Annotated in this window: 16 protein-coding genes and 1 pseudogene; 9 read left to right on the plus strand and 8 right to left on the minus strand. The window is 78.0% G+C overall.

Annotated elements, in window-relative coordinates:
- A pseudogene (locus EJA20_RS15430) lies at nucleotides 1-684 on the plus strand (hypothetical protein); the annotation flags it as partial.
- Between the two features lie 31 nt (nucleotides 685-715).
- On the opposite strand, the gene EJA20_RS15435 reads toward EJA20_RS15430, so the two are convergent.
- The 3 genes from EJA20_RS15435 to lpdA all read right to left on the minus strand — a co-directional run bounded on the left by EJA20_RS15435 (nucleotide 716) and on the right by lpdA (nucleotide 5,159).
- Nucleotides 716-1,609, minus strand: a complete 894-nt coding sequence (locus EJA20_RS15435) for a TIGR01777 family oxidoreductase (protein ID WP_129339389.1) — start codon at nucleotides 1,607-1,609, stop codon at nucleotides 716-718.
- Nucleotides 1,610-1,803: 194 nt separating this feature from the next.
- On the minus strand, nucleotides 1,804-3,729 hold the full coding sequence (gene sucB, locus EJA20_RS15440) for a 2-oxoglutarate dehydrogenase, E2 component, dihydrolipoamide succinyltransferase (protein ID WP_129339390.1): 1,926 nt from the start codon (nucleotides 3,727-3,729) through the stop codon (nucleotides 1,804-1,806).
- A gap of 47 nt (nucleotides 3,730-3,776) precedes the next feature.
- Entirely contained in the window at nucleotides 3,777-5,159 is a 1,383-nt protein-coding gene (lpdA, locus tag EJA20_RS15445; RefSeq protein ID WP_129339391.1) for a dihydrolipoyl dehydrogenase, read from the minus strand.
- A gap of 157 nt (nucleotides 5,160-5,316) precedes the next feature.
- Between lpdA and EJA20_RS15450 the strand changes: the two genes are divergently transcribed.
- Nucleotides 5,317-5,697 (plus strand): oxidoreductase, encoded by a 381-nt coding sequence (locus EJA20_RS15450; protein WP_240675547.1) that lies wholly within the window; start codon nucleotides 5,317-5,319, stop codon nucleotides 5,695-5,697.
- A gap of 66 nt (nucleotides 5,698-5,763) precedes the next feature.
- On the opposite strand, the gene EJA20_RS15455 is transcribed toward EJA20_RS15450, so the two are convergent.
- Nucleotides 5,764-7,254 carry a leucyl aminopeptidase gene (locus EJA20_RS15455; RefSeq protein WP_129339392.1) on the minus strand — a complete coding sequence of 497 codons (1,491 nt, stop codon included), beginning with the start codon at nucleotides 7,252-7,254 and terminating at the stop codon, nucleotides 5,764-5,766.
- 170 nt (nucleotides 7,255-7,424) lie between these two features.
- Between EJA20_RS15455 and EJA20_RS15460 the strand changes: the two genes are divergently transcribed.
- Nucleotides 7,425-7,784 carry a hypothetical protein gene (locus tag EJA20_RS15460; RefSeq protein ID WP_129339393.1) on the plus strand — a complete coding sequence of 120 codons (360 nt, stop codon included), beginning with the start codon at nucleotides 7,425-7,427 and terminating at the stop codon, nucleotides 7,782-7,784.
- A complete protein-coding gene (locus tag EJA20_RS15465) occupies nucleotides 7,781-8,212 on the plus strand; it encodes a hypothetical protein (RefSeq protein ID WP_129339394.1) in 432 nt (143 codons plus the stop codon). Before EJA20_RS15460 ends, EJA20_RS15465 begins: the two co-directional genes overlap by 4 nt.
- Nucleotides 8,213-8,264: 52 nt before the next feature.
- On the opposite strand, the gene yczR is transcribed toward EJA20_RS15465, so the two are convergent.
- Complete coding sequence (gene yczR / locus EJA20_RS15470; RefSeq protein ID WP_240675548.1) at nucleotides 8,265-9,734, minus strand: MocR-like transcription factor YczR; 1,470 nt, start codon at nucleotides 9,732-9,734, stop codon at nucleotides 8,265-8,267.
- Between the two features lie 148 nt (nucleotides 9,735-9,882).
- Between yczR and yczE the strand changes: the two genes are divergently transcribed.
- The 3 genes from yczE (at nucleotide 9,883) to EJA20_RS15485 (ending at nucleotide 11,773) form a co-directional block, all read left to right on the plus strand.
- On the plus strand, nucleotides 9,883-10,446 hold the full coding sequence (yczE, locus tag EJA20_RS15475; protein WP_129339396.1) for a membrane protein YczE: 564 nt from the start codon (nucleotides 9,883-9,885) through the stop codon (nucleotides 10,444-10,446).
- 74 nt (nucleotides 10,447-10,520) lie between these two features.
- Nucleotides 10,521-11,561 (plus strand): quinone-dependent dihydroorotate dehydrogenase, encoded by a 1,041-nt coding sequence (locus tag EJA20_RS15480; protein ID WP_129339397.1) that lies wholly within the window; start codon nucleotides 10,521-10,523, stop codon nucleotides 11,559-11,561.
- Nucleotides 11,561-11,773 (plus strand): hypothetical protein, encoded by a 213-nt coding sequence (locus tag EJA20_RS15485; RefSeq protein ID WP_129339398.1) that lies wholly within the window; start codon nucleotides 11,561-11,563, stop codon nucleotides 11,771-11,773. Before EJA20_RS15480 ends, EJA20_RS15485 begins: the two co-directional genes overlap by 1 nt.
- 265 nt (nucleotides 11,774-12,038) lie before the next feature.
- Here EJA20_RS15485 and EJA20_RS15490 read toward each other — a convergent pair whose 3' ends face one another.
- Nucleotides 12,039-12,764 carry a DUF3043 domain-containing protein gene (locus tag EJA20_RS15490; RefSeq protein ID WP_240675549.1) on the minus strand — a complete coding sequence of 242 codons (726 nt, stop codon included), beginning with the start codon at nucleotides 12,762-12,764 and terminating at the stop codon, nucleotides 12,039-12,041.
- 32 nt (nucleotides 12,765-12,796) lie between these two features.
- On the opposite strand from EJA20_RS15490, the gene EJA20_RS15495 reads away from it, so the two are divergent.
- The gene (locus EJA20_RS15495; RefSeq protein ID WP_129339399.1) at nucleotides 12,797-14,194 is read left to right on the plus strand and encodes a dipeptidase; all 1,398 of its coding nucleotides are present in this window, start codon (nucleotides 12,797-12,799) and stop codon (nucleotides 14,192-14,194) included.
- 79 nt (nucleotides 14,195-14,273) lie between these two features.
- Here EJA20_RS15495 and EJA20_RS15500 read toward each other — a convergent pair whose 3' ends face one another.
- Both EJA20_RS15500 and nadA read right to left on the minus strand, forming a co-directional pair.
- Nucleotides 14,274-14,873 carry a DJ-1/PfpI family protein gene (locus EJA20_RS15500; protein ID WP_129339400.1) on the minus strand — a complete coding sequence of 200 codons (600 nt, stop codon included), beginning with the start codon at nucleotides 14,871-14,873 and terminating at the stop codon, nucleotides 14,274-14,276.
- A 102-nt stretch (nucleotides 14,874-14,975) separates the two neighbouring features.
- The gene (nadA, locus tag EJA20_RS15505) at nucleotides 14,976-16,205 is read right to left on the minus strand and encodes a quinolinate synthase NadA (RefSeq protein ID WP_129339401.1); all 1,230 of its coding nucleotides are present in this window, start codon (nucleotides 16,203-16,205) and stop codon (nucleotides 14,976-14,978) included.
- A 152-nt stretch (nucleotides 16,206-16,357) separates the two neighbouring features.
- Here nadA and EJA20_RS15510 point away from each other — a divergent pair.
- On the plus strand, nucleotides 16,358-17,257 hold a 900-nt coding region (locus EJA20_RS15510; RefSeq protein ID WP_205687536.1), incomplete at its 3' end, for a glycerate kinase.

Here is a 17,257-nt window from a genome sequence, read left to right on the forward strand (position 1 = left end):
CGGGCGCGGCGGCGCGCCGTCCGGCCCGGCGGCGCGGCTGCCGGCCCCGCGGACCCGGTCGGTGCCCCCGCGGTGCGCCGCCGCCGGCGCCGTGCGCTGGCAGCGGCCGTCCCAACGTGCGCGTTCCTCGCGGCGGGGCTGCTCGTGGTCCCCGGTCTGGTCGCCGACCGTGCGGCGTCGGCGTCGGCGTCGTCGTCGGCCGTGACCGCGACGGCGGCAGGGGTGGCGGTGGCCCGTGACGGCGACGCCGCACCGGGGTCGTCCGGCGGTGCCACGGGGGTGGCCGGCACGGGGGTGGCAGGCACGCCGCGGGACCCGGTGGCCGCGGCCGCCGCGCTGACGCACCGGCGCGCCGCCGCGGTCGCCGCCGGCGACGCGGACGCGCTGCTGGGGGTGGAGATCGCCACCGGGCCGGCCTGGCGCTCGGACGCCGCGGTGCTGACCGCCCTCGGTGACGCGAGGGTCGCCGGGCTCAGCGTCGACGTCGCCGCCGCCGAGCTCGTCGAGGCGGACGACCGGGCCGCCCGGGTCGAGGTGCGCTCGGCCGTCGGCGCGCACCGGCGCGCCGTCGGCGGGGCGGTGACGGACGTCCCCGCGGGCGAGTACCGCACGGTCGTGCTGGACCTGCGGTGGACGGCCGAGGGGTGGCGCGTCTGGGAGGTGCTGCCGGAGGTCGCGGCGTGACCGACCGCCGGGGTCCGGGTCGCGCGGCGGGTCAGCCGGCCGTCGCGACCCAGCGCGCGGCCGTCGCCGCGTCGGCGTGCTCCGGGACGAACCCGCTGGAGCGCAGGACCTCGGGCACGGCGCGCTGCGAGCCGAGCACCTCGGAGGAGAAGTCGCCGAGCACGAGGCGCAGCGCCCACGCCGGCGCCGGGACGAGGGAGGGCCGGTGCAGGGCACGGGCCAGCTCGGCGGTGAGCTCCGCGTTGCGCGTGGCGTCGGTGACCATGTTCACCGGGCCCGACACGTCGGCGGTGAGCAGGTGCTCGATGGCCCGCACCTCGTCGACGAGGGTGATCCAGCTCCAGTACTGCCGGCCCGAGCCGAGCGGACCGCCCAGGCCCGCCCGCAGGAGGGGCAGCAGCCGCCCGAGCGCGCCGCCGTCCGGCGCGAGCACGATGCCCGTCCGCAGCAGGGCCACCCGGACGCCGGCGTCCTGGGCGGGCTCGCTGGCCGCCTCCCACTGCCGCACGACGTCCGCGAAGAAGGTGTCGCCGAGCGGCTCGGACTCGGTGAGGGGCGTGTCGCCGCGGTCGCCGTAGGCCCCGATGCCCGAGGCCTGCAGCAGCACGCGCGACCCCGGGTCCGCGAGCCCGGCGAGCGTGCGCGCCAGGAGACCCGCGGTGCTCACGCGGGAGCGGACGACGAGGCGCTTGCGGGACGGCGTGAGGTAGCGCTCGCCGACGTTCACCCCCGAGAGGCACACGACCGCGTCGGCGTCCTCGAGCACCGCCGGGTCCAGGTGGCCGGCGTCGGGGTCCCACGGCGCCTCGTCGGGCCCCGCGGCGTGGCCGCGCACGAGGGTCCGCACCGCGTGCCCGGCGCCGCGCAGGCGGGGGACGAGGGCGGACCCGATGAGGCCGTGCGACCCGGCGACGACGACGCGCATGTGGCCACCCTAGGAGCGTCGGGGGTGCCGCGCCGGACGACGACGGCGCACGTCAGCCGCGTCACAGGGCGGGCGAGCGGCCCCGGCGGTGACGGCGCGGGGCGGCCGACGGCACGGCCACGACGGCCGCAGGCCCCGCCCGGTGAGGGGCGGGGCCTGCGGCGGACGGCCGGACGGCCGTGGACGGGTGGGCGTCAGAGACCGACCTCGGCCTCGAACGCGCCCTCCTCGATGCGCTTCTTCACCGCGGTGAGGTAGCGCGAGGCGTCGGCCCCGTCGACCAGGCGGTGGTCGTAGGACAGGCACAGGTAGCACATCGACCGGATGGCGATGACCTCCTGGCCGTCCTCCGTGGTGATGACGACCGGCCGCTTGACGATCGCGCCCGTGCCGAGGATCGCGGACGTGCCGCCCGGCACGATCGGGGTGTCGATGAGGGCACCGCCGGAGCCCGTGTTCGTCACGGTGAAGGTCGCCCCGCTGAGCTCGTCCGGGCCCACCTTGTTGCTGCGGGTCCGCGTGGCGAGGTCGTTGATCTTGCGCGCGATGCCGGCGAGGTTGAGGTCGCCCGCGTCCCGGATGACCGGCGTCAGCAGCCCGCGCTCGGTGTCGACGGCGATCGCCACGTTCTCCTGCCCGTGGTAGGTGATCTGGTTGCCCTCGAGCACCCCGTTCACCTTCGGGTGGGCCTTGAGCGCCTCCACCGCGGCCTGCACGAAGAACGGCAGGAACGTGAGGTTGACGCCCTCGCGGGCCCGGAAGCCGTCCTTCGCGCGGGCCCGGAGCTTCGCCACCTTCGTGACGTCGACCTCCACGACGGTGGTGAGCTGCGCCTGCGTGTGCAGCGCCTCCACCATCCGCTCGGCGATGATCTGGCGCAGGCGGCTCGCCTTCTCCGTCGTGCCACGCAGGGGCGAGACGGCGGGCACCGCGGCGGGCGCCTTCGGGGCGGCCGGGGCGGCGGCGGCCGGGGCTGCTGCCGCCGGTGCGGGGGCGGCCGCGGCGGCCTTCGCCTCCTCGGCCTTGCGGGCCGCCTCGAGCACGTCCTCCTTGCGGACGCGACCGCCGACGCCGGTGCCCGTGAGCGTGGCGACGTCGACGCCCTTCTCGTTCGCGAGCTTGCGCACGAGGGGGGTGAGGTACGGGGCGCCGCCGGGCGCGGAGCCGCCCGACGAGGCCGGGGACGTCCCGCCCGACGAGGACGCGGCGGCCGGTGCGCTCGAGGCGGCGGACGTCGCCGCGGTGGCGGCGGCCGGCGTCGGCACCGCCTCGGGCTGCGCCGTCGCGCTCTCCTGCTCCGCCGTCGGGTCCAACGGCCACTGCGGCTCGGGGGCGCTCGGCGCGGAGGCCTGCGTGGCCGGCGACGCCGGCCGGGGCTCGGGCGCGGCGGGTGCCGGCTGCGCGGGGGCGGCCGGCTCGGCGGCCGGGGCCGCGGCGGGCGCCGCGCCGGAGCCGACGATCGCCAGGACCGCACCGACCTCGACGGTCTCGTCCTCGCCGACGAGGATCTGCTGCACGGTTCCGGCGACGGGGGAGGGGACCTCCGTGTCGACCTTGTCCGTCGAGATCTCCAGGAGCGGCTCGTCGACCTCGACGGTGTCGCCCACGGCCTTGAGCCAGCGCGTGACGGTGCCCTCGGTCACGGACTCGCCGAGCGCGGGGAGGCGGACCTCCTCGCCGCCGCCCCCGCCGCCGCCCCCGGACCCGCCGCCGCCGTCGGATGCCGAGGACTCCGTGGGCGCCGGGGCGTCCTCGTGCTCCTCGACGCTCTGGACGGCGCTGGTCTCGCCAGCCGCCTCCTCGGGCTGGGACTGCTCGGCGGCCGGGGCTGACGACTCCTGCGGCGCCTGCTCGGCGTCGCCGCCGGAGGCGGGGGCGCCCTCGCCCGAGCCGATGACGGCGAGCGTCGCGCCGACCTCGACCGTCTCGTCCTCCTGGACGAGGATCTGCTCGAGGACGCCGGCGAAGGGCGAGGGGACCTCGGTGTCCACCTTGTCCGTCGAGATCTCGAGCAGGGGCTCGTCGACCTCGACGGTGTCACCCACGCTCTTGAGCCAGCGGGTGACGGTCCCCTCGGTGACGGATTCGCCGAGGGCGGGAAGCAGCACGTTGTCCGACATGACCGGTCGTGTCTCCTTGCGTTGGGGCTGCGCGATCGGCGCGGGCGTCAGTTGTGGGCGTGCAGCGGCTTGCCGGCGAGGGCGAGGAACGCCTCGCCCACGGCCTCGTTCTGGGTCGGGTGCGCGTGCACGAGGCCCGCGACGTCCTCGGGGTACGCCTCCCAGTTGACGATGAGCTGGCCCTCGCCGATGAGCTCGCCGACACGGGCGCCGATCATGTGCACGCCGACCACGGGCCCGTCCTTCTGGCGGACGAGCTTGACGAAGCCCTGGGTCGCGAGGATCTGGCTCTTGCCGTTCCCGCCGAGGTTGTACTCGAGGACCTCGACGCCGTCCGCGCCGTGGACCTCGCGCGCCTTCGCCTCCGTGAGGCCGACGGAGGCGACCTCCGGGTCGGAGTACGTGACGCGCGGGATGCCGGACTCCACGATGGCGGGCGGGTTGAGGCCGGCGATCTCCTCGGCGACGAAGATCCCCTGCGCGAAGCCGCGGTGCGCGAGCTGCAGCCCCGGGACGATGTCGCCGACGGCGTGGATGTTGCCGACGCCGGTGTGCAGGCGCTCGTCGGTCATGACGAAGCCCCGCTCCATGCGGATGCCCTGCTCCTCGTAGCCCAGGTCCGCCGTCGACGGCCCGCGCCCGACGGCGACGAGCAGGAGGTCGGCGTCGAAGGTCTTGCCGTCCTCGAGGGTGACGTGCACCCCGCTGTCGTCCTGCGTGGCGCCGGCGAAGCGGACCCCGAGGTTGAACTTGATGCCGCGCTTGCGGTAAGCCCGCTCGAACGCCTTGGACAGCGCCTCGTCCTCGTTCGCGACGAGGTGCGGCAGCGCCTCGATGATCGTGACGTCGACGCCGAACGCCTTCCACGCGGAGGCGAACTCCGAGCCGATGACACCGCCGCCGAGCACGATGGCCGACGACGGAATGTGGTCGAGCTGCAGCGCCTGGTCCGAGGTGATGATCCGGCCGCCGATGTCCAGGCCGGGCAGGGAGCGGGCGTAGGAGCCCGTGGCGAGCACGACGTGCTCGCCCCGGATGCGCTGCCCGTCGACCTCGACGGTGTCCGGGCCGACGAGGCGCCCGAAGCCGTGGAAGACCTCGATCTTGCGGGACTTGATGAGCCCCTGCAGTCCCTTGTAGAGGCGGGCGACGACGCCGTCCTTGTACGAGTTCACGCCGGCCATGTCGATCTTCTCGAGCTGGGCGTGCACGCCGAAGTGCGCGCCCTCGCGGACGCCGTCGGCCAGCTCGGCCGCGTGCAGGAGCGCCTTGGTGGGGATGCAGCCCCGGTGCAGGCAGGTGCCGCCCACCTTGTCGGCCTCGACGAGGGCCACGGTCTTGCCGAGCTCGGCGGCTCGGAGCGCGGCGGCGTACCCGCCGCTCCCTCCGCCCAGGACGACGATGTCGAAAGCGGTGCCGGTGTCGGCCACGTGCGGATCTCCTCGGGACGGGGGCGGACTCGGCGTCCATCCTGGCACCTGCTGCGGTGCGGGGGCGAACGGGCGCCTGTGACACTGCCGACACAGACATCCCATGAGTGCCTGCGCTCCCAGCGGGCTCCCAGCACCCGTCGCTAGCCTCCCGCGCATGGGGATCCTGCGCCGGATGGCACGTCGGCTGCGGCCGCGCCGCTCCGACGGCTCCGCCGCACCGGGGGCCGCCCTGCCCACGGGCCGCGCCGCCCGCGAGGCGACGGCGGCCTACCTGGGCGAGTTCGTGCGGACGCACGTGGGCGTGGAGGCCTACGTCGAGCCCGTCACGCGGGTGACGCCGGCGACCGTCATGCTCGTGGCCACGGACGGGGAGTGGACCCGCCGGCGCGTCCCGGACACGCGGGCCGCCTTCCTCCTGGCCCGCGAGCTGGGCATCCCGGCCTACGACGTCCAGCGCACGGGGTACCCGCAGCGCATGCGCGACTGGAACAGCCGGCAGCGGATCCTCCAGCGTCGGCGCGCCGCCCGCGGCTGACGCGGGGGCGGGGGGCGTCGCCGGTCCCCGGCGCGCGGGCGTCGCCGCACCGCGCGCCGACGGGCCTCAGGCGGCGGCGCGGCCCTCGACGAGCGCCAGCAACGTGCGGACGGCCACGCCCGTGCCGCCGACCGGGGTGTAGCCGTACGCGCCCTTCTCGTTGAAGGCCGGGCCCGCGATGTCGAGGTGCGCCCAGGGCGTGGACCCGACGAAGCCCTGGAGGAACAGGCCGGCGGTGAGCATGCCGCCGGCGCGGTCGGCGACGTTCGCGAGGTCGGCGACCTTGCTCTTGAGGCCGTCCTTGAGCTCCGGCGGCAGCGGCATCGGCCAGAAGTCCTCGCCCGCGCCCGTGGCGGCCGCCACGACCTCGTCGCGCACCGCGTCCGTGCCCATGACCGCGGAGACGCGCGGGCCGAGCGCCACGACCTGGGCGCCGGTGAGGGTGGCGACGTCGAGGACGACGTCGGGCTTCGTCTCCACCGCGGCGACGAGCCCGTCGGCGAGCACGAGCCGCCCCTCGGCGTCCGTGTTGAGCACCTCGACGGTCGTGCCGCCGAGGATCGTGATGACGTCGGACGGGCGCTGGGCGCTGCCCGACGGCATGTTCTCCGCGAGGCAGAGGTAGCCCGTGACGGCCACGGGCAGGCCGAGCCGTGCGGCGGCGAGCACGGTGTGCAGGACGGCGGCGGCCCCGGCCATGTCGGACTTCATGGCGTCCATGCCGGCCGGCGGCTTGAGCGAGATGCCGCCGGAGTCGAACGTGATGCCCTTGCCGACGAGCGCGACCGAGGCGACGGGCTTCGGCGGCGTGTGGCTGACCGTGACGAGGCGCGGCGGCCGCGCCGAGCCCTGCCCGACGGCGGTGAGGCCGCCGTACCCGCCGGAGGCCAGGGCCTTCTCGTCGAGGACGGAGACCTTCAGGGTGCGGAGCCCGGCGGCCTTGACGGCGGCGCGCGCCGCCTCGGCCACCGCCGCGGGGTACAGGTCGTTGGGGGCGGTGTTCACCAGGTCCCGGGTGCCGTGCACCGCGGCGGCGACGACCTCCGCCCGCGCGACCGCCGCCCTCGCGGCCGCCTCCCGCGCCAGGGGGGTCACGAGCTCCAGCCGCTCGACGGGAGCCGGCGCCGCGGAGCGGTAGGTCCGGAAGGCGTACGCACCGAGCAGGGCGCCCTCGGCGACCGCCGCGACCTCGTCGGTCGTGGTGGCGGGCAGGGCGAGGCCCACGGCCTCCGTGCCGGCGAGCTCACGCGTCGCCGCCCCGGCCGCGCGGCGCAGGCGCTCCGGCGAGGGCGTGGCGTCCGGCCCGACGCCCGTGAGCACCAGGACCTTGGCGACGAGGCCGGGGGCCGGGATGCGCCGCACCTCGTCGACCGCGCCCGTGACCCCGAGGGCCGCCGCGTCGCGCGTCACGGACGTCCGCACGTCCGCGGGGAGCCACGGGGCCCCCAGCACCTGGGGCGTGCCGCCCTCGGCGGGGGCGGCGGCGACCGCCACGACGAGCGCGTCCACGGCGAGCCGGGCGGGGTCCTTCGGGGTCAGGGTGCAGGTGGTCGTCACGGCGCCGACTCTATCCGGGCGCGCCGACACGCCCCGGGGCGTGCTGCACGCCCCGCCCCGCCCCGCCCCGGCCCGGCCGGGACCGGCCCGGACCGGCCCGGACCGGCCCACGCCACCCCACCCCGCGGCACCGCTTACGGTGGTGCGCGTGACCGCGCTGTGACCGCCGCATGACCGCCGCGACGCTCCTCGTCGTGCTCGCGTGCCTGGCCCTCGCCGGCTGGGCGGCCCTGTTCGTGGCGCGCGACCGCGCCGTCGTGCTGCGCCAGCTCGTCGGGGGCGGGGTCGTCGAGGGGCTCCTCGTGCTCCAGGCGCTCGTGCTCGCCGTGCTCGCCGTGCGCGGCGACGGGCCCGTCGCCGCGCCCTGGGAGGCCTGGGGCTACGTGCTCACCCAGCTCCTCGTCCTGCCCGTCGCCGCCGCCTGGGCCTTCGCCGAACGCACCCGCTGGAGCTCCGTGGTCCTCCTCGTCGCCGCGCTGACCGTCGCGTTCCTGCAGTACCGGGTCCTCGTCCTGTGGGGCGGGGCGTGACCGGCGCGAGCGCGGCGCGGTCCGCCCCCGGCGCGGGCCGGCCGACCGGCACGGGCCCCGGGCGGGCGCTCGTCGCCGTCTACGGCGTCTTCGCGCTGGCGGCCACCGCCCGCGCGGCGTTCCAGATCGCCACGGAGCTCGACCGGGCACCCCTGGCCTACGCGCTCTCGGCCCTGGCGGCCGTCGTCTACGTCGTCGCGACGGTGGCGCTGGCGACCGACCGGCGGCGGGCGGCCCTCGTCGCCGTCGGCGTCGAGCTCGTCGGGGTGCTCGTCGTCGGCGCGCTCTCCCTCGCCGCGCCGCAGGACTTCCCCGACGAGACCGTGTGGTCCGGCTTCGGCGCCGGCTACGGCTACGTGCCGCTGGTGCTGCCCGTCCTCGGCCTGCTCTGGCTGCGCCGCACCCGTCCGGCCCGCCCGGGCGCCTGACGCCCCGGGGCGGGCCGGAGCCGGCCGTGCCGGACGCGCGACGGACCTGCCGTCAGACCACGGCCCGCCAGGCGACGGTCTCGGCGGCCGGCCCGCCGAGGTCCTCCCAGGCGGCGGCCACGCGGCGCACGCCCTCCGTGATCGTGCTCGCGGGCTCGCTGAAGGTCAGGCGCAGGCGGTCCTCGAAGCTGCCGTCGACGCCGAAGGCCGTCCCCGGCACGAGGCGGACGCCGTGCCGCGGCCCCACGGCGGCCAGGGCGCTGGAGCGCGCGGCGCCCAGGTCCACCCACAGCGACAGCCCGCCGGAGGGCACCGACGCGCGCCACCCGGGCAGGTGCTCGGCCAGCGCGGCGAGCAGGAGGTCGCGCCGGCGGCCCAGCTCCGCCCGGCGCGCGGGCAGGAGCTCCTCCCGCGCCGCGAGCAGCCGGGCGGTCACGAGCTGCTCGAGGACCGGCGTGGCGATGTCGACGCGGCCCCGCAGGACCGCGAGCCGCGCGACGAGGTCGGGACGGGCGCGCACCCACCCGATCCGCAGGCCGCCCCAGAAGGACTTCGACGCGGAGCCGATCCCGACGAGCTCCGGGGCGCGCCGCGTCCCCGCGGTGCCCAGCAGGGACGGCAGCGGCGGGCCGTCGACCGTCAGGTCGGCGAAGACCTCGTCGGCGACGACGAGCGTGCCCGTGCGCCGGGCGACCTCCCGCACGCGCTCCCGGTCCTGCGGTGCCAGGCTCGTGCCCGTGGGGTTGTGGTGGTCCGGCACGAGGTAGGCCAGCCGGGGCGCGGTCTGGCGCAGGGTCGAGGCGAGCAGCTCCACGTCGAGCCCGTCGGGGCCCACCGGCACCGGCACCGGGCGGGCGCCCGCGCCGCGCACGGCGTCGATGGCGTGCGGGTAGGTCGGGTGCTCGACGGCGGCCCGGTCGCCCGGCCCGGCGTGCGCCTCGACGAGCAGGTGCAGGGCGTGCTGGGCGCCGCTGGTGACGAGCACCTCGTCCGGCGCCGTCGGCACGCCGCGGGCGGTGTACCACTCCGCGACCGCCGCGCGCAGGACGGGCAGCCCGAGCGGCTCGTAGCCGCGGCCCCCCGTGTGGTGCGCCAGGTCCTCGAGGGCGGCGGCGTAGTGCGCGCCCAGGGCGGACGGCGCCGAGGGCGCCGCCATGGACAGGTCGAGCAGGCCGTCGACGGCCGGGCCCCCGAACGCGCCGGTCGCCCGGGCGCCCCGGGCCTCGTCGGGCACAGCCGTGACGGTGCCCGAGCCCCGGCGGCTGACGAGGTAGCCCTCCTCGCGCAGCACGTCGTACCCCGCGGCGGCCGTGGTGCGGGAGACGCCGAGCGAGGCCGCGACCTCGCGCTCGCCGGGCACCCGGGTCCGCAGGGGGAGGGCGCCCGAGAGGATCGCCGCCCGGATCGCGTCGGCGAGCGCGGCGTACGTCGGCCCGGGCCGCCGCCAGAGGCCGAGGATGCGCGCGAGGCCCGGCCCGCTGACGTGGCGCTCGGGGGGCAGGGCGACGAGGGACGGGCTCACGGGGGCCACTCTCGCCGAGGTGGCCCTGTCGGACAAGGCCACTTCCGGGCGAGGCTGGGGCCATGGCCCTCCCCGACACCCGCGCCGACGCCCCCGTGACCGGCCGCGCCCCCGTGCCGCGCGCTGGCGGACGGACGTCGGCGGCGCCGTGCAGCTCCTCGCGGGGCTCGTGCTCTACGCGCTGTCCATGGCCGTCCTCGTGACCGCCGACCTCGGCGCCATGCCGTGGGACGTGCTGACCCAGGGCATCACGCGGCACGTCGACCTGTCCTTCGGGACCGTCACCCTCGTCGTGAGCGCGCTCGTCCTGCTGGCCTGGTGGCCCCTGCGGCAGCGGCCGGGGCTCGGGACGGTCGCGAACGTGGTGGTCATCGGCGCGCTCGTCGACCCGGCGCTGGCGCTCCTGGGCCGGCTGCCCGAGCTGCCCCTGGCCGGCCGGGTGGCGCTCGTCGTGGTCGGCATCGCCCTGAACGCGCTCGCGACCGCCCTGTACATCGGCGTCGGCCTCGGGCCGGGCCCGCGCGACGGCCTCATGACCGGGGTCGTCGGCCGGACGGGCTGGCCCCTCGGGCCCGTCCGCACGGCCATCGAGGTGGCCGTCGTCGGCGCGGGCGCGCTGCTGGGGGGCACCCTCGGTCTCGGCACCCTGGCCTACGCGGTCGCGGTCGGCCCGCTCGTCGGGCTCGTGCTGCCCCGGGTCGTGCGCCGCTGACGCCCGTCCGGCGTGCGGCGTCCGGCTGCGGGCGGGGCAGGGCCGCGGGGGACGCGGACGGTAGGTTGACCGCCGTGTACCACCTCCTGTTCCGCCTGGTCCTCGCGCGCCTGGACCCGGAGCTCGCCCACCGCCTCGCCTTCGGCCTCGTCCGCGCGGTCGCCGCGGTCCCGGTCCTCTCCGCCGTCGTCGCCCGGGTGCTCGCCCCGCCGCCGGGCGCGGGCGTGGACCTGTGGGGCCGGCGCTTCCCGTCGCGCTTCGGGCTCGCCGCCGGCTTCGACAAGGACGCGCACGGCGTCGCCGGCCTGGCCATGCTCGGCTTCGGCTACGTCGAGGTCGGCACGGTCACGGCCCACGCGCAGCCCGGCAACGAGCGGCCGCGCCTCTGGCGGGTGCTCGACCGCCGCGCGCTGCGCAACCGGATGGGCTTCAACAACGCGGGCTCGGAGGCGGTGGCGGCACGGCTGCGGCGCCTGCGGGCGACGCCGGCGGGACGGCGCCTCGTCGTCGGGGTGAACATCGGCAAGACGAAGGCGACCCCGGCCGCGGCCGCGGCGGCCGACTACGCCACGAGCGCGGGCCGCCTCGCGCCGTACGCCGACTACCTCGTCGTCAACGTGTCCTCCCCGAACACGCCCGGCCTGCGCGACCTGCAGGCGGTCGACGCGCTGCGTCCCGTGCTCGAGGCCACCCGTGCCGCGGCGGACGAGGCCACGGCCGCCGCCGCGCGCCCCCGCGTCCCCCTGCTCGTGAAGATCGCCCCCGACCTGTCCGACGACGCGGTGGACGAGGTGGCCGGGCTCGTCGCGGAGCTCGGGCTCGAGGGCGTCGTCGCGACGAACACGACGGTGGCGCACGACCTCGGGCCGGGCGGCCTCTCGGGGCCGCCGCTGCTCGGGCGCGGCCTGGAGGTCGTGTCCCGGCTGCGCAGCCGGCTGGGCGACGAGGCCGTCGTCGTCGGCGTCGGCGGCATCACCGGCCCGGAGGATGCCGTCGCCTACCTCGAGCGCGGCGCGACGCTCGTGCAGGGCTACACGGGCTTCGTCTACGAGGGGCCGGCGTGGGCCCGGCGGGTCGCCGGGGGGCTGGCCCGGACGGGCGGGGGGAGGGCGTGATGGTCGTGCGGCCTCAGTGGGAGTGGGTCCTGGAGGACGCGGAGGGCCGGGCGGTCGAGCGCCCCGTCAGCCCCGTCTTCACGACGCAGTACGACGCGGAGGTCTGGGTCGGCGAGCACTGGCGCCGGCTGGCCGAGCAGGGCGTGGTGGTCGCGCGCCTCGTCCACGAGGGGCGCCAGGTCACCCCGACGGTCGCCCTGCCCTCCGTCTGACCGCCACCCGTTCCCACCCGGCCCGCGGCCTCCGGACCCGCGGTCCGGGTCGGGTCTGCCCCACGGTGCCCCGGCGAACCCCGGGGCCGCCGGGTCGTGGAGCCGGGCGCCCGAGGGACACGAGTCGCCTCGGCGTCGCACTCCGCCGCCGGTGACGCACCTGCGGGTGCGACGGCGACGGCGAGGTGCGACGGCGACCACGGAGCGGGGCGTCCCTCGCGCCGTGGACGCCGGGGTGCGACGGCGACGGCGGGTGGGCGTCCGGTCAGACCGGGAACTGCCCGCGCTTCACCTGCGGCTTCGGCATGCGCAGCCGCCGCAGCTGGAACGTGCGCGTCACCGCGTACATGGCGAGGCCGCGCGGCAGGGCCTCCGCGCCGAACCGGGCGACGAGCCGCTTCTTCAGCCCGCGCCACAGGATCACCGCGTCGACGACGGTGGCGAGGATGTACAGGTAGAGCACGAGCGTGAGGGCGAACGCGACCGCCGCCCACGTCGTCGCCGTCACCGTCTGCAGGATGAGCATGACGAACGCGACGGGGAGGAAGAACTCGCCCAGGCTGCGGCGCGCGTCGACGTGGTCGCGGACGTAGCGGCGCGCCGGCCCACGGTCGCGCAGCGGCATGTGGCGCTCGTCGCCGCTCTGCATGGCCCGGTACTCCAGGTCGCGTGCGACCCGGCGGCGCGCCCGCTCCTCGCGCGCCGCCGCCTTGCGGTCCAGCGGCACCAGGGGCCGGCGGTTCGCGGCCTGCGAGACCTTGCGCCGGGGGGTCGGCCGCCCCTTGCCCGCGCCGGCGGTGGCCGCGGTGGCGGGCCCGGTGGTCGCACCGGTCCCGGCGGCGGTGCCGGCAGCGGGACCGGTACCGGTGCCCGCTGCGCCGGCGCCGGCCCTCGTCGAGCCCGTGCGGGACGGGCGGCGGCCCTCGGGGGCGGTCGGCGACGTGCTCACGGGGGCCTCCGGGGTGGGGGTGCTGCCTCTGCGTCCGAACACCGGCCCAGGGTAGTCGAGTAGCGTGACGGGCCGTGACGACCCCCTCGACGCCCCTCCCCGACGGCCCCGGCACGGACCGCACCGCGGTGCTGCGCGCGCGCACCGCGGACGGGTTCGCCGCCCTGCGCTCCGACCTCGAGGCGCTCGTGCGCATCCCGAGCGTCTCCAACGGGGACTTCGACCAGGCGGAGGTCGAGCGCAGCGCGGCCGCCGTGGCCGAGCTCCTGCGCGGCGCCGGGATGCCCGAGGTCGAGGTGCTGCGGGTGACGGCGCCCGACGGCACCGCCGGGCGGCCTGCCGTGGTCGCGCGCCGCCCCGGGCCCGCGGGGTCGCCCACGGTGCTCCTCTACGCGCACCACGACGTCCAGCCCCCCGGCGACGCCGCCGACTGGTCCACGCCGCCCTTCGAGCCCACGGCCGTCGGGGAGCGCCTGCACGGGCGCGGCGCGGCCGACGACAAGGCGGGGGTCGTCGCGCACCTCGGCGCCCTCCGCGTCCTCGGGGAGGAGCTCGGCGTCGGCGTCACGGTCTTCGTCGAGGGCGAGGAGGAGATCGGCTCGCCGACCTTCGTCCCGTTCCTGCACGCGCACCGGGAGCGGCTCGCCGCGGACGTCATCGTCGTGGCCGACTCCAGCAACTGGAAGGTCGGCGTCCCGGCGCTGACGACGTCGCTGCGCGGCCTCGTCGACCTCTCCGTCGAGGTCGCGGCGCTCGACCACGCGGTCCACTCCGGCATGTACGGCGGGCCGCTGCTCGACGCCCCCACGCTGCTGGCACGCCTGCTCGCCACGCTGCACGACGACGCGGGGGACGTGGCGGTCGAGGGGCTCGTGCGCGCGGCCGACCCGGCGGTCGACTACGACGAGGCCGACCTCCGCGCCGACGTCGGCGTCCTCGACGGCGTCCGGCTCGCCGGCACCGGACCGCTGACGGCGCGCCTGTGGACCCGCCCGGCGATCTCCGTCATCGGCCTCGACGCCCCGCGGGTGGCGACCGCCTCGAACACCCTGACGCCCCGGGCCACCGCGAAGCTGTCCGTGCGCCTGGCCCCCGGCCAGGACCCCGACGCGGCGATGGCGGCCGTGCGCGCCCACCTCGAGGGGCACGCCCCCTTCGGAGCCCGCGTGACGGTCGTGGAGGGCGAGCGGGGCAAGCCGTTCCAGGCCCCGGCGGACTCGCCCGCGATGTCCGCCGCGCGGCGTGCCTTCGCGCAGGCGTGGGGGACGGAGCCGGTCGACATCGGGGTCGGCGGGTCCATCCCCTTCATCGCCGATCTGCTCGAGGTCTACCCCGACGCCGCGATCCTCGTCACCGGTGTGGAGGACCCCGACAGCCGTGCCCACGGCGCGGACGAGTCCGTGCACCTCGGGGAGCTGCAGAAGGTGGTCCTGGCGGAGGCGCTGCTCCTGGACGCGCTCGCGCGGGGCTGAGCCGGCGGCACCGCCGCGCGCCTGCCGCCCCGTACGCCCACCGAGCACCGGGGCGGCCGGGTCGGCCGGGTGGGTCGGGTCAGTCGGGGGGCTCCGGCTCGTACTGGAGCTCCCCGCGGACCTGGCGCGCCATCGCCGGGCTCTCCAGGCGGGCGACGAGGTGCAGCGCCATGTCGATCCCCGCGGACACGCCGGCGCTCGTCACGACGTCCCCGTCGTCGACGAACCGCGCCTCCGTGTCGACGAGCACGCTCGGGTCGAGCGCGGCGAGCTCGTCGACTGAGGCGCGGTGGGTGGTCGCCGTGCGCCCGGCGAGCAGACCGGCCGCCGCCAGCGGCAGCGCGCCCGTGCACACGCTCGTCAGGAGCGGCACCTTCCGGCGCACGTCCCGGAGCCAGGCGAGGTGCTCCGGCTGGGTCGCGAGCGCCCGCGCCCCCGGTCCGCCGGGGTGCACGAGCACGTGCAGCGGCGCGACCTCGTCGGCGTCGCCGTCCGGGAGCAGGCGCACGCCGTGGGCGCAGCGCACGCCGGCGCCGTCGCGGGAGAAGGTGACCACCTGCGGCTTCATCGGGCTCAGCGCCGACCAGACCGCGAGCACCTCGTAGGGCCCGACCACGTCGAGCTCCTCGGCGCCGTCGAAGACGAGGACGCCGAGCCGCAGGCCGTGCCCGGTGCTCACACCGGAGAGGGTGCACCCTGGGCGCGCACCGGCGCCAGGGGGCGCACGCGGAGGGCGGCCGCCCGCGCCGGCGGCCCCGGGGTGGCCCGTCCGGGGCCGGCGTCAGTACCCGGGCAGCGCCAGCATGCGGTCGAGCGCGACCCGGGCCCACCGCGCGTCGTCGGCGTCGACGACCACCCGGTTCACGGTCCGCCCCGCGACGAGGGACTCGAGGGTCCACACGAGGTGCGGCAGGTCGATGCGGTTCATCGTCGAGCAGAAGCAGACGGTGTCGTCGAGGTAGCGCACGGTCTTGTCGGGGTGCGCGGCGGCGAGCCGGCGCACGAGGTTGAGCTCCGTGCCCACGGCCCAGGACGAGCCGGCGGGCGCGGCGTCGAGCGTGCGGATGATGAGCTCCGTGGAGCCGACGACGTCCGCGGCGGTGACGACCTCGTGCGTGCACTCGGGGTGCACGAGCACGGTGACGTCGGGGTCCGCGGCCCGGGCGTCGGCGACGTTGCGCGCCGTGAAGCGGCCGTGCACGGAGCAGTGCCCGCGCCACAGCACCATGCGCGCGTCGCGCAGCTGCGCGGTCGTCAGGCCGCCGCCCGGCCGGCGCGGGTCGAACACCACGCAGTCGTCGAGGGACAGCCCGAGGTCGCGGACCGCGGTGTTGCGGCCGAGGTGCTGGTCGGGCATGAACAGGACCTTGCCGTCGCCCCCGAGCCCGCCGACCTGGTCGAACGCCCAGCGCAGCGCCACGTGGGCGTTGGAGGACGTGCAGACGGTGCCGTCGTGGCGGCCCGTGAACGCCTTGATGGCCGCGGTGGAGTTCATGTAGGTGACCGGCACGGTGCGGTCGGCGACGCCCGCGTCGGCCAGGACGTCCCACGCGTCCTCGACCTGGTCGATCGCCGCCATGTCCGCCATGGAGCACCCGGCGGCCAGGTCGGGGAGGACGACCGCCTGCGCGTCGGAGGTGAGGATGTCCGCCGACTCCGCCATGAAGTGCACGCCGCAGAAGACGACGAACTCGGCCCCGGGCCGGGCGGCGGCCTCGCGCGCGAGCTTGAAGGAGTCGCCGGTGACGTCGGCGAAGGCGATCACCTCGTCGCGCTGGTAGTGGTGCCCCAGCACGAAGGCGCGGTCCCCGAGGGCGGCGCGCGCGGCGCGGGCCCGCTCGACGAGGCCGGGGTCGCCCGGTGCGGGCAGGTCGCCGCCGCACTCCACGCCCCGCTCCGACGCGAGGTCGGGCAGCCGGGCGGCGCCCCGCCGCAGCAGCGTGAGGGCGGACGCGGCGGGCTCGGCGAACGCCGGGGCGGCCGAGGGCGGGGCGGCGGTGGGCGCGGTCACGGCGCCGATGGTCCCACAGGCGCCGGACGCACCGGCAGGACGCCCGGGGCGCGTCCCCCGCCCGGCCCAGGGGGCCTCACCGACGACCCGGGCGGCAGACGGCGCCGGGCCGGCGGCGCGGGCGACCGGCTCCCGTCTGCGACCATCGCCGGGTGCACGTGCTCCTCGTCGCCGACGGCTCGGCGCTCCCCGCCGACGGGCCCGCGTCCGCCGGGGCGCTGCTGGCGGCCGCGCGGACGGGCTGGGGCCGGTGGGCCCCCGACGACGAGCGCCCGGGCCTCCTGGTCGGCGCCGGGGGCCCGGGCTGGGCGGCGGCGCTCGCCGCCGGCGTTCCGGGCGCCCGCCCCGGGACGGTGCCCACCGGTGACGGCCCGGCGCTGCCCGTCGTCCGCGGCGTGGGGGAGCCGGGGGCGGTGCACCTCGAGGGCGCGGCGCTCGCGACCGGCGCCGGCACCGGCGAGGGCACGTCACCCCTCGGCACGGCGGTGGCCCGGCTGGTCGCGGAGGGCGCCTCCGCCCTGACGGTCGCGCTGGGGGAGGGCGGCCCCCACGACGGGGGCGCGGGTCTGCTCGCCGCGCTGGGCCGCGAGGTCCTCGGCGTCGCCCCGCCCGCCGCGCTCGGAGGCGATCCTGCGGGCCTCGTCGACCTGCGCCCCGACGACCTGCGCTGGCTCCCGGACCTGCGCCTCGCCCTGGCGGGGACGGCGCTGACGGTCGCCGCGGGCACCCCGGTCCCGCTCGTCGGGCTCGCGGGGGCGAGCGCGCGGCTCGTCGCGCGCGGGGTGCCAGCCGCGCGGGCGCAGGACCTCGAGCGCGGGCTCGCGCACCTGGCCCGCACCGCGGCGGACGTGCTCGGGGCGGACCGGGCGGACCGGGCGGACCGGGCGGACCGGGCGGACCGGGCGGACCGGGCGGACGGGGCGGACCGGGCGGACCGGGCGGACGGGGCGCACCGGGACGGCGCAGAGGCCCCCGGCGCCCCCGGTGCGGGCGGGACGGTGGGGCCGGGCGGACGCCCCCTCCTGCCGCTCGGCGCGGGCGACGCGCCCACC

Origin of the sequence: Cellulomonas endophytica (genome assembly GCF_004123805.1) — a bacterium.
Taxonomy (GTDB): Bacteria; Actinomycetota; Actinomycetes; order Actinomycetales; family Cellulomonadaceae; genus Cellulomonas; species Cellulomonas endophytica.